Source organism: Capillimicrobium parvum, from assembly GCF_021172045.1.
GTDB lineage: Bacteria > Actinomycetota > Thermoleophilia > Solirubrobacterales > Solirubrobacteraceae > Capillimicrobium > Capillimicrobium parvum.
Genome location: NZ_CP087164.1, coordinates 2,693,523 through 2,714,084 on the forward strand (window position 1 = coordinate 2,693,523; position 20,562 = coordinate 2,714,084).

Below are 20,562 nucleotides of genomic sequence, written 5' to 3' on the forward strand. Positions count from 1 at the left end.
AGCATTGCCCGGAGCATGTTCGGCCTGTCGACCATGACGCGCATCGCCGGCGAGGTCCGCCGCGACGTCGCCGCCGCCCGCGACCGCGATCCCGCCGCGCGCGGCGTGGGCCGCGCCGAGATCCTCGCGCTCTGGCCGGGCGTGCAGGCGGTGCTCAGCCACCGGGTCGCGCATGCCCTGCACGCCGCGGGCGTCCCGTTCCTGCCGCGGACGCTGGCCACGGCCACCCGCTCGATGACCGGCATCGAGATCCATCCGGCCGCCCGGGTCGGCGACGGGCTGTTCATCGACCACGGCGCCGGCGTCGTGATCGGCGAGACCGCCGAGATCGGCCGCGACGTCACCCTCTACCAGGGCGTCACCCTGGGCGGCACCGGCTTCGCCACCGGCAAGCGCCACCCGACCGTGCAGGACAACGTCACGATCGGCTCGGGGGCGAAGCTGCTGGGCCCGATCACGATCGGCCACGGCGCGAAGATCGGCGCGAACACGGTCGTCATCCACGACGTGCCGCCGAACTCCACGGTGGTCGGCAACCCCGGCCACCCGGTCCGCATCGACGGCAAACGGCCCGAGGGTCCGGACGCCGACTGGCTGCACCTCCCCGACCCGATCGCCGACGCCCTCGCCGCGCTGTCGAGCCGCATCGCCGCCCTCGAGCGCGAGGTGACCCAGCTCGGCGGCCACCCGGAGGACGTCGGCGACAACGTCACGCCGCTGCGCCGCAAGCGGGGCCCGAACCCCGCGGGCGGCTGAGGGACGCCGCCGTCACGGCGGCCAGCGCCCGCTCGGGCCGGTCAGGGGAGGCGAGGGCCTGCGGCCCGGCGCCGCTCAGTACCAGATCGTCCGGCAGCGGTGGCGCGGCACGGCCTTGTAGCTCGGCGCGCCGCCGCGGGTCCACAACAGGTGATCGAGCTCCTGCTCGCTGATCTCCAGGCGCGCGGCGATCGCGGTGCAGGCGTTGACCGCGCACGCCCGGATCTCGCGCTCCTGCGGACCCGGGCGCAGGAGGCGCTCGGCGTCGATGTGCGCCGCCAGCCGCTGGTCGTAGACGAGCACGCCGTCGAGGCGCAGGACGTGGGGGACGAGGTTGTCGGCGAAGATCGTCAGGCGGCCGAGGTCCGCGAACCGGGCGACGCCGGCCAGCGCCAGGTCGCTCGCCACGATCTGGGCGCGCTTGTAGAAGCCGCGGTCCGCGTACGCCGCCATGCCTGAGGCCAGCAGCTCGGCGAGGCGCTCGGCGCTGGCGCCGGCCTGCGCCACGAGGTCGAGCGCCGAGCGCTCCCCGAGGAACGAGCCCAGCTGACGCAGCGCCTGCGCGAAGAGCGCCATGAGCTCGTGGTCGCGGTTCTGGCCGAGCGCGTCGGCGATCTCGTCGGCCCGCATCGCCCGCAGCTCGCGGTTCGACCACGGGCCGTGGGCGCGGAAGCGATCGGCGACGCCCCAGGCGACGGTGAAGTAGCCCGAGCAGTTCGGGCGCTTGCGCAGCGTCGGAAACCAGCCGGAGCCGAAGTTGATCGTGTCGAGCGTCAGCAGGTACGTCGCGACGTCGGCGGCCGAGCCCTCCAGGTAGTGGCGCGCCGGATCGAGCTGCGGCCGGTCCGCGTCGGCGAGCTGCACCCGCGCGACGGCGTCCGGGTCCACCCGCACGGACGTCGCCCGCGCGGCGGTCGCGGCGGCTGTCGTGCGGACCTCGTCGCACAGGCGCATGGGCGCGAAGGCTATGCGGCGACGTCCCGTCGCGCTCCTATTGTGCGGGGACGATGCCGACCCCCGCCGCCGACCGCCTGGAGGAGCTCCTCGCCGGGCTCAACGAGCCCCAGCGCGACGCGGTGACCCACGGCGACGGCCCGCTGCTCATCCTCGCCGGCGCCGGCTCGGGCAAGACGCGCGTCCTGACCCACCGCCTGGCCTGGCTCGTCCACAGCGGGCGGGCCAGCCACCAGGAGGTGCTGGCGATCACCTTCACCAACAAGGCCGCGCAGGAGATGCGCAACCGCGTCGAGCTGCTGCTCGGCCGCCGCACCCGGGGCATGTGGGTCATGACGTTCCACGCCGCGTGCGCGCGGATGCTGCGCGCCGAGGCCCCGCGCCTCGGCTACACGCGCCAGTTCACGATCTACGACCAGGCCGACGCCCGCCGCCTGACGAAGCGCTGCCTGGAGGAGCTCAACGTCGACACGAAGCGCTTCACGCCGGCCGCCGTCCACAACCAGATCTCCGACGCGAAGAACAAGCTGCGCTCCGCCGACGACGTCCGCGAGCTCGTCGGCTCGAGGTTCGAGGAGATCGTCGGCGACGTCTACGACGCCTACGAGCGCGAGATGCTGCGGATGAACGCGATGGACTTCGACGACCTGCTCGTGCGCGCGGTCAACGTGCTCGAGCTGTTCGACGAGGTCCGCGAGCGCTACCAGCAGACCTTCCGCTACGTCCTCGTCGACGAGTACCAGGACACCAACCACGCCCAGTACAAGTGGCTGCAGCTGCTCGCCGGCGAGCACCGCAACCTCGCGGTCGTCGGCGACGACGCGCAGTCGGTCTACTCCTTCCGCGGCGCCGACATCCGCAACATCCTCGACTTCCAGGACGACTTTCCGGACGCCGCGGTGGTCAAGCTCGAGCAGAACTACCGCTCGACGCAGACCATCCTCGACGCCGCGAACGCGGTGATCCGCAACAACCGCGGGCAGATCGCCAAGGACCTGTGGACCGAGGTGGGCCAGGGCGATCCGATCCGGGTGCGCGAGCTCGACGACGAGCGCTCCGAGGCGCGGTTCGTCGTGGGGGAGGTCCAGCGGCTCATCGACGAGGGCGTCAGCCGCCAGGAGATCGCGGTCTTCTACCGGACCAACGCGCAGTCGCGGGTCATCGAGGACGTCCTCGTTCAGCGCGACATCGGCTACCAGGTGGTCGGCGGCACGAAGTTCTACGAGCGCGCGGAGATCAAGGACGCGCTCGCCTATCTCACGCTGCTCGGCAACCCACAGGACGTCGTCGCGTTCACCCGCGTGGCGAACACGCCGCGGCGGGGCATCGGGCAGACGTCGATGTCGCGCGTGACCGCCTTCGCCACCGCGATGGACATGAGCGTCTGGGACGCCGCAGCGAACCCGGCCGCCGTCCCCAGCCTCGGCGCCGCCGCGATCAAGGCCTTCAGCCGCTTCATGGGCACGATGGAGGGGCTGCGCGAGCGCGCGGCGCAGGGCGTCCCGGTCGGTGACCTGCTCGAAGCGGTGCTCCACGAGACCGGCTACGTCGACGCGCTGGAGGCCGAGCGCACCTTCGAGGCCCAGGGCCGCCTCGAGAACCTCACCGAGCTCGTCAACACCGCGCGCGAGTTCGACGCGTCCGCCGATCCGGGCGAGGACACCCTCGACGTCTTCCTGCAGCAGGTGGCGCTCGTGGCCGATGCGGACACCCGCGAGGACGAGGGCCTCGTGACGCTGATGACGCTGCACAACGCCAAGGGCCTCGAGTACGAGATCGTCTTCATCACCGGCTTCGAGGACGGCGTCTTCCCGCACAGCCGCGCGCTCGACGAGGGCGCGCTCGAGGAGGAGCGGCGGCTGTGCTACGTCGGCATCACGCGCGCCAAGCGCGACCTCACGCTGTCCTACGCGCGCCAGCGGATGGTGTTCGGCAGCCAGCAGTACGGGCTGCGCAGCCGCTTCCTCGACGAGATCCCCTTCGAGCTGACCGACCGCGAGCAGACCGATGTCGTCCGCCAGCCCGGCGCGCGGGTGTCCTGGGCCGCCTCGCGGGCCGACGCCCCGCCGCCCGAGGCGGTCGACTTCCGCATCGGCCAGGACGTCGCGCACGCCGCGTTCGGCGAGGGCGTCGTGACCGGGATCGAGCCCGGCGGGATCGTCGTCATCCGCTTCGCGCGCGACGGCTCCGAGCGCAAGCTGATGGCCGAATACGCGCCGATCACCCGCCGGTGACGGGCGCCGGCCGCGCGGCGCGGCGGCGAGCTACGCTCCCGCGATGACGCTGCGCAAGCTGACCGTGGGCGAGGTACTGGCCGGCCTGGCCGGGCTCGCCGCCATCGCGCTGCTGTTCGGCCCCTGGTTCGGCGGCGACAGCGGCTGGTCCTCGATGACCGTCGTGCTCGTCCTCGTCGTGATCACCGCGCTGCTGGGCATCGCGCTCCTCGTCACGACCGCCTACCAGCGCTCGCAGGCCTACCCCGTCGCCGCCGAGGTGTTCGCCTTCGCCATCGGCTCGGTCACCGTGGTCATCCTGCTCGTCGAGCTCGCCGTTCGCGACGAGCCGGGATGGGCCGCGTGGGCGGGGCTCGCGGCCATCCTGGGCGTCGCCGCCGGCTCCTGGGTCGCCCTGCGGGCGGCGGCCCGGCCGTAGACCTCGGGCCCCGCGCGCACCATCTACTCTCAAGGCCGATGATCGACCGCGACCAGGTCCTGCACGTCGCACGCCTCGCGCGCCTGCAGCTCACCGACGACGAGGTGGAGCGCATGGCGGGCGAGCTGTCGCGCATCCTGGACCACATCGAGCACATCTCCGAGCTCGACCTCGAGGGCGTCGAGCCGACCTCCCACGTCGTCGAGGTCGCCAACGCGCTGCGGCCCGACGAGCCGCGGCCCTGCCTGGACCGTGAGGTCGCGCTGGCCGCCGCGCCCGCGCGCACCGAGGACGGCTTCCTCGTCCCCAGCCCGCAGGCATGATCGAGCTGAGCGCCAAGCAGCTCGCCGACGCGATCGGCGCGGGCGACGTCTCGGCGGCCGAGGCGTTCGCCGCCTACCGCGAGCGCGCCGCCGGCGACGAGCTCAACGCGTTCACATGGGTCGCCGAGGACGGCGAGGCGCCCGCGGCCGGCGACGGCCCGCTGCGCGGCGTGCCGCTCGCCGTCAAGGACCTGTTCTGCACCGAGGGCGTGCCGAGCCAGGCCGGCTCGCGCATCCTCGAGGGCTACCGGCCGCCGTACACGGCGACGGTGGTGCGGCAGCTCGCCGGGGCGGGCGCGCCGCTGCTGGGCAAGACGAACCAGGACGAGTTCGCGATGGGCTCGTCGAACGAGAACTCCGGCTTCGGCCCGGTGCGCAACCCGTGGGACCGCGAGCGCGTGCCCGGCGGGTCGTCGGGCGGCAGCGCCGCCGCGGTCGCCGCCGGCCTCGCCCCGTGGGCGCTCGGCACGGATACCGGCGGCTCGATCCGCCAGCCCGCCGCGATGTGCGGCATCGTCGGGCTCAAGCCGACGTACGGCTCGGTGAGCCGCTACGGCATGATCGCCTTCGCGTCGTCGCTGGACCAGGCGGGCCCGCTGACCCGCGACGTCACCGACGCCGCGCTGCTCTACGCGCACATGACGGGCGACGACCCGTGCGACTCGACCTCGGTGGCGCATCCCGAGAAGATCGCCCTGCCCAGCGCCGAGCGCCTCGACGGCGTACGCATCGGCGTGCCGCGCGGGGAGCTGACCGGCGAGGGGCTCGAGCCGGGCGTCCTCGCCGCCTTCGAGGCCGCGCTCGACAAGGCGCAGGAGCTCGGCGCCCGGATCGCCGACGTCGACCTGCCGCACGCCTCGCATGCGCTGAGCGCCTACTACGTGATCGCGCCCGCGGAGGCCTCCGCGAACCTCGCCCGCTTCGACGGCGTGCGTTACGGCCTGCGCCGCGACGAGGACGAGGGCCTGCTGGCGATGTACACCCACACCCGCCACGACGGCTTCGGCGACGAGGTCAAGCGCCGCATCCTCATCGGTACCTACGCGCTGAGCTCCGGTTACTACGACGCGTACTACGGCCGCGCGCAGCAGGTGCGCACGAAGATCGCCGACGACTTCCGCCGCGCCTTCCACGGCTGCGACCTCATCGCCACGCCGACCACGCCGACCACCGCCTTCCGCCTCGGCGAGAAGACGGGCGACCCGCTGGCGATGTACCTCGGCGACTACTTCACGGTTCCGTTCTCGCTGGCCGGCCTGCCCGGCATCTCGATCCCGTGCGGACTGAGCAACGAGCTGCCGGTCGGTTTCCAGCTCGCCGGCCCGGCGTTCAGCGAGAACCGGATCCTCGACGCGGCGTACGCGCTCGAGCAGGCGATCGGCTTCCGGGGGCTGACGCCGGGCCTCACCCGAGCGCGGTTCGATGGGGGCGCGGACGATTCGGGGGTGGTCGAATGACCGACTACGAGCCCGTCATCGGCCTGGAGATCCACGTCCAGCTCAAGACGCGGACGAAGATGTTCTGCGGCTGCGACCTGTCGTTCGGCGACCCCCCGAACACGCACACCTGCCCGGTGTGCCTCGGCCTGCCCGGCGCGCTGCCGGTGACGAACGCGCGCGCGATCCACTATGGCCTGATGATCGGCATGGCGGTCGAGTCCGAGCTCGCCCCGCGCTCGATCTTCCACCGCAAGAACTACTTCTATCCCGACCTGCCCAAGGGCTACCAGATCTCCCAGTTCGACCTCCCGCTGTGCTCGGGCGGCCGGCTGGGCGACGTGCGCATCCACCGCGTGCACCTCGAGGAGGACGCGGCCAAGCTCGTGCACGTCGGCGAGAGCGGGCGCATCCACGGCTCCGACACGTCGATCGTCGACTTCAACCGAGGCGGCACGCCGCTGGCGGAGATCGTCACCGAGCCGGACGTGCGCTCGGCCGAACAGGCCCGGGAGTGGCTCAACCTCCTGCGCGTGACGCTGCGCCAGCTCGGCGTGTCGGACGTGAACATGGAGGAGGGCTCGCTGCGCTGCGACGCCAACATCTCCATCCGCCCGGTCGGCAGCGACGAGCTCGGCACGAAGACCGAGCTGAAGAACATGAACTCGTTCCGCTTCATCGAGCGGGGCATCAAGGCCGAGGTCGAACGCCAGACCGCGCTCCTGCGCGCCGGCGAGCCGGTCGTCCAGGAGACGCTGCACTTCGATCCGCGCACCGAGCGCATCACGTCGCTGCGCTCCAAGGAGGAGGCGCACGACTACCGCTACTTCCCCGAGCCCGACCTCGTGCCGATCGCGATCACGCCCGAGATGCTCGAGGCCGCGCGCGCCGAGCTGCCCGAGCTGCCGGCCGCGCGCGTGGAGCGCTACCGCACGACGCTCGGGCTGAGCGAGGACAGCGCCAGGCTGCTCGCCGACCGCGTGGAGCTGGCCGCGTACTTCGAGTCCGTCCTCGCGGTCGACTCACCGGAACCGCAGACGGTCGCCAACTGGGTGACGGAGCTGGCCGCGCGCCTGGACGAGGGCGATCCGGGCGCGTCGAAGGTGGCGCCGTCAGCGCTCGCCGCACTCGTCGGGCTGCTGTCGTCGAAGGCGATCACCGTCGGCGCCGCGCGCCAGGTGCTCGACAAGCTGGTCTCCGACGGCGGCGACCCCGCGGCGATCGTCGACGCGGAGGGCCTGCGGGCCATGGGCGGCGGGGACGAGCTCGAGGGCATCGTGGCCGAGGCGATCGCCGCCAACGCCGAGGCCGCCGAGAAGATCAAGGGCGGCAACATGAAGGCGATCGGCCCGATCATCGGCCACGTCATGAAGGCGACGAAGGGCCGCGCCGAGGGCGGCGAGGTCACGCGGCTCGTGCGCCGGCAGCTCGGGCTGTAGGTCGCCCCTCGGCCGGCGTCCGCGCGCGCCGCCTCGAGCCGCAGGGCGACGCCCCTCCATGGGCGATGGCGTCCCGGCTACTGCCGCGAGAACGGCAGGACCGCCGTCAGCCACTCGATGAACTCGCTCGGGTTGCGGGTCTGGACCCAGACCCGGCCCGGGCCGGTGAACTCCATGACGAGCCCCTCGCCGCTCTTGAGCGTGTTCATCACGCCGGACGACACCTTGCGCGTCGTGTAGGTCACGGACGGGTCGAACGCGACGACGTGCCCGGAGTCGATGACGAACGACTCGCCCGCGCCGAGCTGCACGAGGTCGAGGGCGCCGTAGCACGAGACGACGACGTGGCCCGACCCGGTCGCGTGGAGCAGGAACCCGCCCTCGCCGCCCGCGAGGTTCTTGAAGCCGCCCCACTTCGTGTCGATCTCCACGGTCGCCGACGAGCACAGGTACGAGCCGCGCGACAGGTTGAGCGCCTCGGCGCCGACCTCGAGCACGGTGACATCGCCCGGCAGGCGCGCCGCGCAGTCGACCCAGCCGCCCTGCGACGGGGCGGTGAACGTGGTCATGAACAGCGACTCGCCGCCGAGCACGCTGCGCTTGAGGCCCTTGAGCAGCCCTCCCTGCATCTTGGCCTCGACCTCGACTCCGTGCGAGGTGGCCATCATCGACCCGGCCTCCGCCTTCAGCGCCTCGCCCCCGGAGAGGGCGCAGCGGGCGACGGCGAAGCTCGGGCTGTGGCGGATGGTGACGTCCATGACGTCGACCCTAACCCTTCCTGAGCGGGACCGACCGTAAACCGGGCGATCGCCGGCAAGCGCACCGGTGCGCTTCTCATGAGGCGTAGCATGCCCATCAGAGTCGACGCAAGGGAGGACCAGCATGGCGAAGCTCATCCGCATGGACCGCAACGGGCACACCACCGTCGCGGAGTGGACCGCCTCCGATCCGCAGGCCGTGGAACGCGCCGTCGAGGCGTTCCGGGCCGAGCTCGACCGCGGCTACATGGCCATGGTCACCACAGGGCCGGGCCACGCCGAGCAGGTGCGCGAGCTGCCGGTCGACGCCGACACGGTGATCCTGCGGCTGCCGATCAGCGGCGGCTGAACCGCAACGGGCCCACCACCGGCGCGATGGCGACCGACGCCCAGCTCACGGCGGCCGAACCGCAGCCGCTGCCCGAGCTCGCCGCGGTCCATTGGCGCCCGCGCGTCGACGCGCGGGCGCTGGACCGCGGCGACCGGCTCTGGACGCTGACGACCGTCGCGCACGTCGTGCCGTTCGCCCTGGCGGCGGCCGTGCTGCTGGCGCTCGAGCCGCTGACGCTGCCGGTCGCGCTCGTCTGCCTGGCTCACGCCTGGATCATCCCCGCGCTCTACGCGCAGCGCGGCGCGAACGTCGTGCGGCCGCGGCCGCGGGGCCCCGCCGGCCCCGAGCGCGTCTCCGTCGGGCTCCTCGGCGATCTCGTCGGCCACGAGGCGCGCGACCTGCATGCGCGGACGGGCCTGGTGTGCGAGCGCGGGGGGTTGGGGGTGTGGCTGCTGGGCGAGGCGGGCGCGCTGCTCGTCCGGCCCGGGCGGGGACGGGCCCGGCGCGTCGAGTGCTACTGCGTCGGCGTGCGCGACGCCGACCTGCCGTCGGGCGACCGCATCGCCCACCTGCTGCTCGCGCTGCGCGCCGACGAGTGCGGCTTTGCCACGGTCGCCAACCTCGCGTTCTCCGGCCGGCCGAGGCGCGTGCGCGCCCGTCTGCGCCGCGAGCAGCGCCCCGCGCTGGACCACGCGGTGGCGGTTGCAGCATCTTCACGCGATCGCTGACCGCGACCTCGACACTGGGGCCAATGACGACCGCCAGATCTTGGCCACCGGTCGGATGCCGGCCGGAGAAGGGGAGTCCATGATGCTGCGCATGACCGCCGCAATCGCCGCCAAGCGCCTCGTTCTCGCCCCGCGCCCCGCCTCCGCCGCCTCGCGCGGCCGTGACAGCGCCGCCGTGCGCCGCTACCGGCTCGCGCGGCTGAAGGTCGAGGGGGAGCGTAGGCCGGGCGATCCCACCCACGTGCACCTCAAGCGCATCTACGACTGACGAACCTGCGGGCCCGGATCGCCGGGCCCGTAGAATGGACGGCATGGAAGACACTTCTTCGTCGCCGGGCCTCGGCAAGAAGATCCTCGCGGTCATCGTCTTCGCGATCGCCGCCTGGATCCTGCTGAAGTTCGCCATCGGCCTCATCGCCGGCCTCGCCACGATCATCGTCATCGTCCTCGCGATCGCCGCGATCGTCTGGGCCGTCCGCACGCTCTGAGCCGGCCGTGGCCGGCGGCGCGATCATCGTCATCGCGTTCTTCTTCGGCCTGGCCGGAGGAGTCGTCGGGCGGTTGAAGGGCTCTTCGTTCCTCATCTGGTTCCTGATCTCGGCGTGCATCCCGTTCTTCGGGCTGGCCGCGGCGGTGCTCTACCGCTACGAGAGCCTGGAGCCCGAGAAGCACTGCCCGCGCTGCGGCAAGACCGTCAAGCTCTACGAGGCGCTGTGCACCCGCTGCGGGACGGAGCTCAACCCGGGATACACTGAGGAGTCCTCGCCGGCTGTCCACGGTCCAGAGCCGGCCTGACCCTTTCGTCGTGGAAGGAAAGGAGGTTCGCGCGCATGCGAGCGGTCGATGCCGTCATGGAGTGCCTGAAGGCTGAGGGCGTCGAGGTCGTATTCGGCTATCCCGGCGGCGCGAACCTCCCGACCTACGACGCGTTCGTCGACGCGGGCATCCGCCACGTGCTCGTCCGCCACGAGCAGGGCGGCGGCCACGCCGCCTCGGGCTATGCGCGGGCGACGGGCAAGGTCGGCGTCTGCCTCGCCACGAGCGGCCCGGGCGCGACGAACCTCGTCACGGCGATCACCGACGCGATGATGGACTCGACGCCGGTGGTGTTCATCACGGGTCAGGTCCGGACCGAGCTGCTCGGGACCGACGGCTTCCAGGAGGCCGACACGCTCGGCATCACGATGCCGATCGTCAAGCACAGCTTCATGATCCAGCACCCGCTGGAGATCCCGCGCGCGATCCACGAGGCCTTCCACATCGCCCGCACCGGCCGGCCCGGCCCCGTCGTCATCGACATCCCGCAGGACCTGTCGCGCGCCGAGATCGACTACGAGCCGGTCACCGACGTCCACCTGCCCGGCTACCAGCCGACGACCGAGGGCAACCAGAAGCAGATCCGCCAGGCGGCCAAGGCGCTGGCCTCCGCCCGCCGGCCGGTCATCTACGCGGGCGGCGGCGTCATCAACGCGAATGCCGCGGAGGAGCTGTGTGCGCTCGCGCGCGCCGACCGCTTTCCGGTCACCTGCACGCTCATGGGCCTCGGGGCCTTCCCGGCGCCCGACCCGCAATGGCTCGGCATGCTGGGCATGCACGGCACGCGGGCGGCGAACTACGCGATCGACGAGGCCGACCTCATCTGCTGCATCGGCGCCCGCTTCGACGACCGCGTCACCGGCAAGCTCAGCGAGTTCGCGCCGCGCGCGAAGTTCATCCACATCGACATCGACCCGGCGGAGATCTCCAAGAACGTCCCCGCGCACATCCCGATCGTCGGCGACGCGAAGAACATCCTCACGAAGCTCGTGGCCGAGTACCGCGCGCTCGAGCCGGACCGCAGCCGCCTCGAGGAGTGGTGGCAGCGGATCGAGACCTGGCGCGAGCGCCATCCGCTCGCCTACGAGGACAGCGCCGACACCGAGATCAAGCCGCAGTTCCTGATCCAGGCGCTGTACGAGGCGACCGGCGGCGACGCGATCGTCTGCTCCGACGTGGGCCAGCACCAGATGTGGGCGGCGCAGTACTACCACTTCGACAAGCCGCGCCGGTGGATCAACTCGGGCGGCCTGGGGACGATGGGCTACGGGCTGCCGGCGGCCATGGGCGCCGCGGTCGGCTGCCCGGACCAGACGGTCGTCTGCATCACCGGCGACGGCTCGGTGCAGATGAACGTGCAGGAGCTCGCGACCTGCGCCGAGGACGGCATCCCGATCAAGGTCTTCATCATGAACAACGGCTACCTCGGCATGGTCCGCCAGTGGCAGGAGCTGTTCTGGGACCGCCGGTACTCGCACGTCGACATGGGCCGCTTCCCGGACTTCCTCAAGCTCGCCGAGGCGTACGGCGCGACCGGGATGCGCTTCACCGACAAGACGACGCTGGTGGACGACATCAGGGCGGCGCTCGCCACGGACGGGCCGGTCATGGTCGACGTCCGCGTGACCGCCGAAGAGAACGTGTATCCGATGATCGCGCCCGGCGCCCCGGCGCGCGACATGGTGGGGTGATCACGGTGGGCGAGCCGGGAACCAAGGAGCTGCTGAGCCTCGAGGAGCTGGAGGCGACGGTGAGCCTGCGCTCGGGGCGCAAGCACACGCTGTCGATCCTCGTCGAGAACAAGCCGGGCGTGCTGACGCGGATCGCGGGCCTGTTCGCGCGGCGCGGCTTCAACATCGACACGCTCACGGTCGGCCCCACCGACGACGAGCGCATCTCCCGCATCACGCTGACCCTCGACGGGGCGCTGCACCCGATCGACCAGGTCGTCAAGCAGCTGCACAAGCTCATCAACGTCCTGAAGATCCGCGACCTCGAGCCGACCGACACGGTCGCGCGCGAGCTGGCGATGTTCAAGGTCGCGGTGGACGGCGCGCAGCGCGCCGAGGTCATGCAGATCTGCGAGATCTTCCGCGGCAAGGTCGTCGACGTGACGAAGCGCTCGCTCGTGCTCGAGGTCACCGGCACGACCGACAAGATCGAGGCGTTCGAGCGGATGGTCCGCCCGTTCGGCCTCGTCGAGATGATGCGCACGGGCGAGATCGCGATCTCGCGCGGGCGCGGCGAGACCTGAGCTGACGCGCACACATAGCGGGGGCGGGGGGTGAGATAGTCCGCCGCGGGAGGCCCACCGGCCCACGTGAGCGCGCTCGAATCTCAACCGGCAGATCCCGCGCCCGCGAGCGCGAGTGCGGGCAGCGCGTGGCCGCTCCTGGGCCGGGCGCGGGAGCGGGCGCGTCTCGACCGGATGCTCGTGGAGGCGCGCGTCGGCACGAGCGGCACGCTGATCGTCTCGGGCGAGCCGGGGATCGGCAAGACGGCTCTGCTCGGCTACGCGGGCGACCGCGCGGCAGGAATGGCATTGCTCACGGCGCGCGGGACCGAGGCCGAGGCCGAGGTCCCGTTCGGCGGCCTGCTGGAACTGCTGCGGCCGGTCCTCGCCGACGTCGACCGCCTGCCCGCGCCACAGGCCGACAGCCTGCGGGCGGCGCTGGCGCTCGGCCCGCCGACCCGGCTCGACCGCTTCACGGTGGGCGCCGCCACGCTGAACCTGCTGGCGACGGCGGCCGAGCACAGGCCGCTGCTCGTCGTGGTCGACGACGCCCACTGGCTCGACCGCCCCTCGCTGGCCGCCGTCCTGTTCGCCGCGCGGCGCCTGGTCGTCGATCCCATCGCCGTCCTGCTGTCCGTGCGCACCGGCGAGGCCCCGATGGTCGACGAGATGGGGCTGCCGACGCTCGACCTCGGCGGCGTGGACCACGCGACCGCCGCCGAGATCCTCGCTCAGCGCGCCGGCCACCCGCCGCCGCCGGACTCGGCGCAGCGGCTGTTCGCGCTCACCGCCGGCAACCCGCTCGCGCTCGTCGAGCTGGCCGGGACCGCGCTCGACCTGCCCCTCGCCGCGCCCGACGGCCCCCTGGCCGTCCAGACGAGCGTCGAGCGCGCCTATCGCGGCCGCATCGAGGCGCTCCCGGAGAGCGGCCGGACGATGCTGCTGCTCGCGGCCGCGGCGGGCGCGAGCGATCTCGCCGCCGTCGCCGCGGCCGGGGCCGCGCTCCGGCTCGACCTCACCGAGCTCGAGGCGGCCGAGCGGGCGGGTCTGGTGGCGCTCGGGTTCGGCCGCATCGAGTTCCGCCATCCGCTCGTGCGCGCGGCCGCCTACAACGCGGCGCTGCCCGAGCAGCGCCGCGCGGCGCACCGCGCGCTCGCCGAGGTGCTGACGGCCGACCCGGACGGCGACCGGCGCGCCTGGCATCTCGCCTCCGCGGCGCTGGGGCCGGATGCCGGCGCGGCGGCGGCGCTGCAGGCCGCCGCCGAGCGCGCCCGCGACCGCGGCGCCTACGCGACGGCGGCGAGCGCGGCCGAGCGCGCCGCCCAGCTGACCGCCGATCCCGCCCGGGCCGCCGAGCGCCGGTACGCGGCGGCGGAGGCGGCGTGGCTGGCCGGCGACCCGGCGCGCACGATCCGTGCCGCCGAGCACGTGCTCGCCGCGCGGCCGGACGCGCTGCTGCGGGCGGAGGCCGAGCACCTGCGCGGCCAGGCGACGATGCAGGCCGGGCCGGTCATGGACGGCTACCGGATCCTCGTGCAGGCCGCCGACGAGGTCGCCGCCCGGCATCCCGCCAAGGCGGTCGAGATGCGCGCCGACGCGGCCGAGGCGTGCCTGTACGGCGGGCATCCGGGGTCGATGCTCGAGACGGCCCGGGCGGCGTACGCGCTGGCCGCGGCCTCTGACTGCGGCGAGCGCGCGACCGTGCGGGCGACGCTCGCGCTCGGCGCGGCGCTGATCTACGGCGGCCAGGGCGACGAGGGCGCGCGCCACGTCCGCGAGGCGACCGCGGCGCTCGAGTCCTCCGAGGATCTGCGCGGCGATCCGCAGCTGCTCTCGTCGGCGGCCGTCGGCCCGCTGTTCCTGCGCGAGGCGGGCGCCGGCGCCGTGCTGATCGACCGCGCGATCGCCTGCGGGCGGCGTGAGGGCACGCGCGGCGTCCTGCCCTACGCGCTCGCGCTGGCCGGCCGCTACGCGACGACGAGCGACCGCTGGGCCGTGGGCGCGTCGCTGTACGAGGAGGCGATGCGGCTGGCCCGCGAGGCCGGCCAGGGCCTGCCGCTGTGCCTGGCCGCGGCCGGCATGGCGCTCGTCGCGGCGCGCCGCGGCGACGAGGACGCGTGCCGCGAGTACGCGGCGCTGGCGCTCGAGCGCGGCAACCGCCTGGGCCTGGAGATGCCGCGGTCGTGGGCGCTGGATGCGCTCGCCGAGATGGAGCTCGCGGCCGGCCGGCCCGACCGGGCGATCGAGCCGCTCGAGCGCAAGCAGGCCGTCCTCGCCGCCGCAGGGATCGCCGACCCCGACGTCTCGCCGGTGCCCGACCTCGTCGAGGCGTGCGTGCGCCGCGGCGGCGACGAGCGCGCGCCCCCGGGGTTCGAGGCCTTCGCGCAACGCGCCGTCGAGAAGGGCCAGCCGTGGGCGCTCGCGCGGTTGGAGCGCGCGCGGGGCCTGCTCGCCGGCGACGAGGACTTCGAGCGGCACTTCGCCGCCGCGCTGCGCCTGCACGGCGACACGCCGGACCGCTTCGAGGAGGCGCGCACGCGCCTGTGCCACGGCGAGCGATTGCGCCGCGCACGCCGTCGCGTGCAGGCGCGGGCGGAGCTGCGCCGCAGCTTCGAGGCCTTCGACGAGCTCGGGGCCGCGCCGTGGGCCGAGCGCGCCCGGATCGAGCTGCAGGCGACGGGGGAGACCGCCCGGCGCCGGGACCCGAGCACGCTCGACGACCTCACGCCGCAGGAGCTGCAGGTGGCGATGCTGCTCGGCTCCGGCCTGACGACCCGCGAGGCGGCGGGCCGGCTGTTCCTGAGCCCGAAGACGGTCGAGCATCACCTGCGCAACGCGTACCGCAAGCTCGGCATCCGCTCGCGCGACGCGCTCGCCGCGGTGCTCGGCGCGGGGCCCGACGCCGAAGACCAGGGGGCCCCCTGATGCGAGCCGCAGCGGGGCCCGCCTACGGTCGCGTCGACCACGGCCACACGACCAGGGAGATCCCATGGCCACGCAGTTGACGCAGGACCAGCCGGCGCAGATCGACGAGCAGAAGGTCGTCGCCTTCGTCCACCAGGCGCTCGGCGAGCTCGGCGCGACGCTGAACGCCGCCCTCGTCGTGATCGGCGACCAGCTCGGCCTCTACGCCGCGATGGCCGGCGCCGGACCGATCACGGCCGCGGAGCTGGCCGAGCGCACCGGCACTTCGGAGCGGTACGTGCGCGAGTGGCTCAACGCGCAGGCGGCGGGCGGCTACGTCACCTACGAGCCCGACGGCGAGCGCTACACGCTGCCGGCCGAGCACGCGATGGTGCTCGCCGACGAGGCCAGCCCGTGGTTCATGCCCGGCGCCTTCCAGCTCATGACCGCCAGCGCGGGCGACCACGCGCAGATCGCCGAGGCGTTCCGCTCCGGCGCGGGCGTCGGCTGGCACGAGCACAGCCACGGCGTGTTCGAGGGCTGCGAGCGCTTCTTCCGCCCCGGGTACGCCGCGCACCTGTGCACGGAGTGGATCCCGGCGCTCGAGGGCGTCGAGGCCAAGCTGCGCGACGGCGGCCGCGTCGCCGACGTCGGCTGCGGCCACGGCGCGTCGACCATCCTGATGGCGCAGACCTACCCGGACGCGACGGTCACCGGGTTCGACTACCACGACGGCTCGATCGCCGTGGCGCGCGAGCGCGCGCGGGCGGCGGGCGTCGCGGACCGCGTCACCTTCGAGGTCGCCCCGGCGAGCACGTACCCCGGCGGCGGGTACGACCTCGTCACGACGTTCGACTGCCTGCACGACATGGGCGATCCCGTGGGCGCGGCGCGCCACGTCCGCTCGACGCTCGCCGACGGCGGCACGTGGATGATCGTGGAGCCGTTCGCCAACGACCGCACCGAGGACAACCTCAACCCGATCGGCCGCATCTACTACGCGGCGTCGACGCTGCTGTGCACGCCCGCCTCGCTGTCGCAGGAGGTCGGGCTGGCGCTCGGCGCCCAGGCGGGCGAGACGCGGCTGCGCGACGTCGTGACCGCCGGCGGCCTGACGCACTTCCGGCGCGCGGCGGAGACGCCGTTCAACCTGGTGTTCGAGGCCCGCGCGTGACGGACGCCGTCCTCGGCGGACGTGTGGGCGTCTGTGCCCGCTGAGCGGGCGTGGATGCCCGCACGTGCGGCGCCCGACGCCGGGCGTACGATGGACGGCGATGCCGGTCGTCGCCCACGCCGAGCCCCCGTTCGCCCTCAGCCGGGGCGAGGGGCGGAGGCTCGCCCGCCACGCCGAGCGAGCCGTCCGGCGGGCGCGCTCACGCGGCGAGTCACTCGCGGCGGTGACGGTCCCCGTGGCCGGCGACGTCGACCCGGCGTCGGTGGCGTTCGCCTCGCGGCAGGGCGGCGAGCCGGTCTTCGTCTTCGAGCAGCCGGCCCGGCGCGGCGCTGCGCTCGCCGGCCTCGGGTGCGTGCGCGCCCTGGAGGCCGAGGGCCCGGGCCGGTTCAGGCAGGTGGCCGCGGACTGGCGGGCGCTGCTGGCCGGCTCGGCCGCGGACCTCGACGGGCCGCCCGCCACGGGACCGGTCGCGGTCGGCGGCTTCGCGTTCGCTGCGCAGGGCGCGTCGGCCCCGCACTGGGGCCGCTTCCCCGCCGCGTCGCTGCACGTGCCGGAGGTGGTGCTCGCCCGCCGCGACGGCGCGGTCCACCTGACGCTGTGCGCCCTGGCGACGCCGGACGACACCGCGCAGGACCTCGTCGAGCGGCTCGAGCGGCGGCTGGCGTCGCTGTCGCTCGCGCCGCTGCCGATGCTCGATCCGTCGCCGGCGGGTGCGGCTCCGCGGGTGGCGAGCACGATGCCGCCCGAGCACTACGAGGCGGCGGTCGCGCGCGCGGTCGAGCGCATCAAGGCGGGCGAGCTCGAGAAGATCGTGCTGGCGCGCGAGGTGGCGGTGCACGTCCCCGAGCCCCACGACGTGCCCGCGATCCACGGCATCCTGCGCGAGGCGTTCCCCGAGTGCTTCGTGTTCGCGGTCAGCCGTGGCGGTGCGTCGTTCATCGCCGCGAGCCCGGAGCTGCTGCTGCGCCGCGACGGGCTGCGGGTGAGCACGCTCGCGCTCGCCGGGTCGACGCGGCGGTCGGCGGACCCCGCGGTGGACGACCACCTCGGCGAGCAGCTGCTGCGCTGCGACAAGGACCGCGCCGAGCAGGCGATCGTGGCGCGGCGCATCGAGCGGACGCTGCGGCCGCACGCGGTCTGGGTCACCTCGGCGCCGGACCCGGTCGTCGTGAAGATGGCGAACATCCAGCACCTCGCCACGCCGATCCGGGCGCAGCTCGCCGAGCCGCGCAGCGCGGTCGAGCTGGCCGGGCTGCTGCACCCGACGCCCGCGGTCGGCGGCGAGCCGTTCCGGGTCGCCTCGCCGCTCATCCCCGCGCTGGAGGGCCTGGACCGCGGCTGGTACGCCGGCCCGGTGGGCTGGACCGACGCCAGCGAGGACGGCGAGTTCTGCGTCGCCCTGCGCAGCGCGCTGCTCGACGGGCCCGTCGCGCGCTGCTTCGCCGGCGTGGGCGTCGTCGCCGACTCCGACCCGGCGGCCGAGCTCGCCGAGACCGAGGTCAAGCTGCAGGCGCTGCTGCCCGTCCTGGCGCTGTGACGCCGGCGCCGCTCAGGCGACGGCGTCCTCGACGGCGGCCCAGACGCGGCGGTGCAGCGCGACGTTCCCGGCGCGGTCGGTGGGGGCGTGCAGCAGGCGGGCGCCCGGCCGGCCGAGCGCCGCGGTCAGCCCGGCGGCGTCCTTGACGCGCTCGTACTCGAGACCGTAGAGCGCCGCGATGCGCCGGGGGGCGAGGCCGGTGGGCGTGGCGACGTGCTCCTCGTACGCGTCGGTCTCGCCGCTCACCGGCAGGAAGTCGAAGATGCCGCCGCCGCCGTTGTCGACGAGGACGATCGTCACGTCGAGGCCGAGGCGGGGGATGGCGAGCAGCGCCGAGTGGTCGTAGGCGAGCGCGACGTCGCCGATGAGCAGGGTCGTGGCGGTGCCAGTCGCGGCGACGCCGAGCGCGCTCGCCACCGTGCCGTCGATCCCGTTGGCGCCCCGGTTGCACAGGACGCGCGGGCCGTCGGCACGGACGGCGGCGAAGGTCTCGACGTCGCGGACCGGCATCGACGACGCGACGAACAGCACGTGCTCGGCCCCGAGGCCGCCCGCGACGGTGCGGGCGATCAGCGGCTCGTTGAGCGCGCCGGCGCCGAGCGCGGCCGCGATCGCCGCGCCCGCCGCCCGATCCGCCTCCCGCCAGCCGTCGAGCCACTCGGATGCGGGCGGGCGGCCGGCGGCGTGGATCGGCGGCGTGCCGGCGGCGGCCGGCCGGTCCGCCGCCGCGCGGGCGGCCTCCTCGAGCGTGGCGGCCGGATCCCCGGGCAGCGCGGCGCTGAGCACGCCGTCGGGGTCCGACCACACCGCCTCGGGATCGAGCGCGACCTGGACGACCCGCTCGCCCAGCCCGGCGAGCCACCGGCGCAGCGGCTTGGACGTCGGCAGGTCGCCGGCGCGGACGACGAGGTCCGGCCGATGGGTGTCGCCGAAACCGGGGACGCGCAGCAGCGCGTCGTAGTGGGCGACCGCGTGGGCCCCACGGCGGGCGTCCGAGAGCGGGTCGGCGAGCAGCGGCGCGCCGGCGGCAGCCGCGAACGCGGCCAGCGCGCCGGCCAGCGCGGGGTCGTGCTCCGCGCGCCCGGCGACGACGAGCGGCCGGCGGGCGCCGGTCAGCGCGCCGGTCAGCGCCTGGGCCGACGACGCGGGAGCGGCGGCCGGCCGAGCGAGCCAGGGCACGCCGGCGGGGCGGCCGGGCCGAGGATCAGGCCCGAGCGGCGCGTCGAGCACCAGCGGCTCGCGCAGCGGCACGTTGACGTGGACCGGGCCGGGGCGCCCGCTCGCTCCGCTCGCGGCCCACATGACCCGGCAGGCCAGCGACCGCGCCCAGCGCAGCCGGGTGGGCGTCGCATCGTGGATGCCGAGGTCGACGAACCACCGGACCGCACTGCCGTAGAGCTTGATCTGGTCGACCGTCTGGCCCGCGCCGACGTCGCGCAGCTCGGGCGGCCGGTCGGCGGTGAGCACGACGAGCGGCACGCCGGCCTCGTGCGCCTCGATGACCGCGGGCAGGTACTCGGCGGCGGCGGTCCCCGACGTGCAGGCGATCGGGACCGGCCGCCGCGTCGCCTTGGCCAGCCCGAGGGCGAAGAAGGCGCTCGCCCGCTCGTCGACGTGCGAGTGGCAGCGCAGGCGCCCGTCGCGCACCAGGCTGAGCACGAGCGGCGTCGAGCGCGAGCCGGGCGACGTGCAGGCGTCGGTGGCCCCGCAGCGGACGAGCTCGTCGACGAACGCCCGCAGGAGGAGGTAGCTGTCGGCGGTGGGGGTCACGGCGCCCGCTGACTGTACGCGCGAGGATCTGCGGATGGCCTCGCCGTTCGTCCTGCTGCACGGGTTCACCCAGACCGGGCGGTCGTGGGACGGCGTGCGGCGTGACCTGGGCGACGGCGTGCTCGCGCCCGACCTGCGCGGCCACGGCGCTGCGGCGGCGCGGCGGCCGATCGACACCGCCCACCTCGTCGCCGACGTCCTCGAGGCCGCGCCCGACCGGTTCGTCCTGGCCGGCTATTCGATGGGCGGGCGCCTCGCGCTCCACGTCGCACTGGCCGCCCCCGAGCGCGTCGCCGCCCTCGGGCTCGTCTCGACCACCGCGGGCCTGCCCGACCCGGCGGAGCGCGCGGCGCGCCGGGCCGCCGACGACGCCCTCGCCGGCGACGTCGAGCGCGACGGCATCGACGCGTTCGCCGAGCGCTGGGGCGCCCTGCCGCTCTGGGCCGGCCAACCCGAGGCGGTGCGCGCGGTCGCGCACGCCGAGCGGCTTCGTCAGGACCCCGCCGGCCTGGCCGCGTCGCTGCGCGGCTTCGGCACCGGGGCGATGGTGCCCGTCTGGGACCGGCTCGGCGAGCTCACGATGCCCGCCGTCGTGCTCGCCGGCGCGCGCGACGCGAAGTTCCGCGCCATCGGCGAGCGGCTCGCCGCGGCGCTCCCGGACGGCCGCCTCGTCGTGGTCGACGGCGCCGGCCACGCGCTGGCGCTCGAGGCGCCCGCGACCGTCGCCGCCGCGTTGGGCGCCCTCGCGTGA

General features: G+C 74.4%; 20 protein-coding genes. 17 read left to right on the top strand and 3 right to left on the bottom strand.

Annotated features, from left to right (window positions below):
* Window positions 1-15 precede the first annotated feature (15 nt).
* The gene (epsC, locus tag DSM104329_RS13205; protein WP_259315908.1) at window positions 16-756 is read left to right on the top strand and encodes a serine O-acetyltransferase EpsC; all 741 of its coding nucleotides are present in this window, start codon (window positions 16-18) and stop codon (window positions 754-756) included.
* 75 nt (window positions 757-831) lie between these two features.
* On the opposite strand, the gene DSM104329_RS13210 is transcribed toward epsC, so the two are convergent.
* On the bottom strand, window positions 832-1,710 hold the full coding sequence (locus DSM104329_RS13210; RefSeq protein ID WP_259315909.1) for a queuosine salvage family protein: 879 nt from the start codon (window positions 1,708-1,710) through the stop codon (window positions 832-834).
* A gap of 53 nt (window positions 1,711-1,763) precedes the next feature.
* Here DSM104329_RS13210 and DSM104329_RS13215 point away from each other — a divergent pair, with 53 nt between their 5' ends.
* From DSM104329_RS13215 to gatB, 5 genes are read left to right on the top strand one after another with little or no spacing between them, the layout of a single operon-like run.
* The gene (locus tag DSM104329_RS13215) at window positions 1,764-3,944 is read left to right on the top strand and encodes an ATP-dependent helicase (RefSeq protein ID WP_259315910.1); all 2,181 of its coding nucleotides are present in this window, start codon (window positions 1,764-1,766) and stop codon (window positions 3,942-3,944) included.
* Between the two features lie 43 nt (window positions 3,945-3,987).
* Window positions 3,988-4,362, top strand: a complete 375-nt coding sequence (locus tag DSM104329_RS13220; protein WP_259315911.1) for a hypothetical protein — start codon at window positions 3,988-3,990, stop codon at window positions 4,360-4,362.
* Window positions 4,363-4,400: 38 nt separating this feature from the next.
* Window positions 4,401-4,685, top strand: coding sequence for an Asp-tRNA(Asn)/Glu-tRNA(Gln) amidotransferase subunit GatC (gatC, locus tag DSM104329_RS13225; protein WP_259315912.1), 285 nt, complete (start codon window positions 4,401-4,403; stop codon window positions 4,683-4,685).
* On the top strand, window positions 4,682-6,142 hold the full coding sequence (gene gatA, locus DSM104329_RS13230; RefSeq protein ID WP_259315913.1) for an Asp-tRNA(Asn)/Glu-tRNA(Gln) amidotransferase subunit GatA: 1,461 nt from the start codon (window positions 4,682-4,684) through the stop codon (window positions 6,140-6,142). Before gatC ends, gatA begins: the two co-directional genes overlap by 4 nt.
* The gene (gatB, locus tag DSM104329_RS13235; RefSeq protein ID WP_259315914.1) at window positions 6,139-7,560 is read left to right on the top strand and encodes an Asp-tRNA(Asn)/Glu-tRNA(Gln) amidotransferase subunit GatB; all 1,422 of its coding nucleotides are present in this window, start codon (window positions 6,139-6,141) and stop codon (window positions 7,558-7,560) included. Before gatA ends, gatB begins: the two co-directional genes overlap by 4 nt.
* A 77-nt stretch (window positions 7,561-7,637) precedes the next feature.
* On the opposite strand, the gene DSM104329_RS13240 is transcribed toward gatB, so the two are convergent.
* Window positions 7,638-8,318, bottom strand: coding sequence for a TIGR00266 family protein (locus tag DSM104329_RS13240; protein ID WP_259315915.1), 681 nt, complete (start codon window positions 8,316-8,318; stop codon window positions 7,638-7,640).
* Between the two features lie 124 nt (window positions 8,319-8,442).
* Between DSM104329_RS13240 and DSM104329_RS13245 the strand changes: the two genes are divergently transcribed.
* From DSM104329_RS13245 to DSM104329_RS13290, 10 genes are all read left to right on the top strand, one after another.
* The gene (locus DSM104329_RS13245) at window positions 8,443-8,667 is read left to right on the top strand and encodes a hypothetical protein (protein ID WP_259315916.1); all 225 of its coding nucleotides are present in this window, start codon (window positions 8,443-8,445) and stop codon (window positions 8,665-8,667) included.
* A 26-nt stretch (window positions 8,668-8,693) separates the two neighbouring features.
* Complete coding sequence (locus DSM104329_RS13250) at window positions 8,694-9,377, top strand: hypothetical protein (protein ID WP_259315917.1); 684 nt, start codon at window positions 8,694-8,696, stop codon at window positions 9,375-9,377.
* Between the two features lie 91 nt (window positions 9,378-9,468).
* A complete protein-coding gene (locus DSM104329_RS13255) occupies window positions 9,469-9,645 on the top strand; it encodes a hypothetical protein (RefSeq protein ID WP_259315918.1) in 177 nt (58 codons plus the stop codon).
* Between the two features lie 43 nt (window positions 9,646-9,688).
* Window positions 9,689-9,865: a hypothetical protein gene (locus DSM104329_RS13260; RefSeq protein ID WP_259315919.1), complete on the top strand. Its 177-nt coding sequence runs from the start codon at window positions 9,689-9,691 to the stop codon at window positions 9,863-9,865.
* A 7-nt stretch (window positions 9,866-9,872) separates the two neighbouring features.
* Complete coding sequence (locus DSM104329_RS13265) at window positions 9,873-10,172, top strand: hypothetical protein (RefSeq protein WP_259315920.1); 300 nt, start codon at window positions 9,873-9,875, stop codon at window positions 10,170-10,172.
* 35 nt (window positions 10,173-10,207) lie between these two features.
* Entirely contained in the window at window positions 10,208-11,884 is a 1,677-nt protein-coding gene (ilvB, locus tag DSM104329_RS13270; protein WP_259315921.1) for a biosynthetic-type acetolactate synthase large subunit, read from the top strand.
* Between the two features lie 59 nt (window positions 11,885-11,943).
* Entirely contained in the window at window positions 11,944-12,447 is a 504-nt protein-coding gene (gene ilvN / locus DSM104329_RS13275) for an acetolactate synthase small subunit (RefSeq protein ID WP_407655911.1), read from the top strand.
* A 66-nt stretch (window positions 12,448-12,513) separates the two neighbouring features.
* On the top strand, window positions 12,514-15,351 hold the full coding sequence (locus tag DSM104329_RS13280) for an ATP-binding protein (RefSeq protein ID WP_259315923.1): 2,838 nt from the start codon (window positions 12,514-12,516) through the stop codon (window positions 15,349-15,351).
* Window positions 15,352-15,415: 64 nt separating this feature from the next.
* Window positions 15,416-16,504 carry a class I SAM-dependent methyltransferase gene (locus tag DSM104329_RS13285; protein ID WP_259315924.1) on the top strand — a complete coding sequence of 363 codons (1,089 nt, stop codon included), beginning with the start codon at window positions 15,416-15,418 and terminating at the stop codon, window positions 16,502-16,504.
* 100 nt (window positions 16,505-16,604) lie between these two features.
* On the top strand, window positions 16,605-18,041 hold the full coding sequence (locus DSM104329_RS13290) for an isochorismate synthase (RefSeq protein WP_259315925.1): 1,437 nt from the start codon (window positions 16,605-16,607) through the stop codon (window positions 18,039-18,041).
* Window positions 18,042-18,053: 12 nt separating this feature from the next.
* Here the strand turns inward: DSM104329_RS13290 and menD are convergent, their stop codons facing one another.
* The gene (gene menD / locus DSM104329_RS13295; protein ID WP_259315926.1) at window positions 18,054-19,811 is read right to left on the bottom strand and encodes a 2-succinyl-5-enolpyruvyl-6-hydroxy-3-cyclohexene-1-carboxylic-acid synthase; all 1,758 of its coding nucleotides are present in this window, start codon (window positions 19,809-19,811) and stop codon (window positions 18,054-18,056) included.
* Window positions 19,812-19,845: 34 nt separating this feature from the next.
* Between menD and DSM104329_RS13300 the strand changes: the two genes are divergently transcribed.
* Entirely contained in the window at window positions 19,846-20,562 is a 717-nt protein-coding gene (locus DSM104329_RS13300; protein WP_259315927.1) for an alpha/beta fold hydrolase, read from the top strand.

Excerpts from the sequence above, each read along its gene's own strand:
- epsC (WP_259315908.1), top strand. The coding sequence starts at position 16 with ATGTTCGGCCTGTCGACCATGACGCGCATCGCCGGCGAGGTCCGCCGC.
- DSM104329_RS13210 (WP_259315909.1), bottom strand. The coding sequence starts at position 1,710 with ATGCGCCTGTGCGACGAGGTCCGCACGACAGCCGCCGCGACCGCCGCG.
- DSM104329_RS13215 (WP_259315910.1), top strand. The coding sequence starts at position 1,764 with ATGCCGACCCCCGCCGCCGACCGCCTGGAGGAGCTCCTCGCCGGGCTC.
- DSM104329_RS13220 (WP_259315911.1), top strand. The coding sequence starts at position 3,988 with ATGACGCTGCGCAAGCTGACCGTGGGCGAGGTACTGGCCGGCCTGGCC.
- gatC (WP_259315912.1), top strand. The coding sequence starts at position 4,401 with ATGATCGACCGCGACCAGGTCCTGCACGTCGCACGCCTCGCGCGCCTG.
- gatA (WP_259315913.1), top strand. The coding sequence starts at position 4,682 with ATGATCGAGCTGAGCGCCAAGCAGCTCGCCGACGCGATCGGCGCGGGC.
- gatB (WP_259315914.1), top strand. The coding sequence starts at position 6,139 with ATGACCGACTACGAGCCCGTCATCGGCCTGGAGATCCACGTCCAGCTC.
- DSM104329_RS13240 (WP_259315915.1), bottom strand. The coding sequence starts at position 8,318 with ATGGACGTCACCATCCGCCACAGCCCGAGCTTCGCCGTCGCCCGCTGC.
- DSM104329_RS13245 (WP_259315916.1), top strand. The coding sequence starts at position 8,443 with ATGGCGAAGCTCATCCGCATGGACCGCAACGGGCACACCACCGTCGCG.
- DSM104329_RS13250 (WP_259315917.1), top strand. The coding sequence starts at position 8,694 with ATGGCGACCGACGCCCAGCTCACGGCGGCCGAACCGCAGCCGCTGCCC.
- DSM104329_RS13255 (WP_259315918.1), top strand. The coding sequence starts at position 9,469 with ATGACCGCCGCAATCGCCGCCAAGCGCCTCGTTCTCGCCCCGCGCCCC.
- DSM104329_RS13260 (WP_259315919.1), top strand. The coding sequence starts at position 9,689 with ATGGAAGACACTTCTTCGTCGCCGGGCCTCGGCAAGAAGATCCTCGCG.
- ilvB (WP_259315921.1), top strand. The coding sequence starts at position 10,208 with ATGCGAGCGGTCGATGCCGTCATGGAGTGCCTGAAGGCTGAGGGCGTC.
- DSM104329_RS13285 (WP_259315924.1), top strand. The coding sequence starts at position 15,416 with ATGGCCACGCAGTTGACGCAGGACCAGCCGGCGCAGATCGACGAGCAG.
- DSM104329_RS13290 (WP_259315925.1), top strand. The coding sequence starts at position 16,605 with ATGCCGGTCGTCGCCCACGCCGAGCCCCCGTTCGCCCTCAGCCGGGGC.
- DSM104329_RS13300 (WP_259315927.1), top strand. The coding sequence starts at position 19,846 with ATGGCCTCGCCGTTCGTCCTGCTGCACGGGTTCACCCAGACCGGGCGG.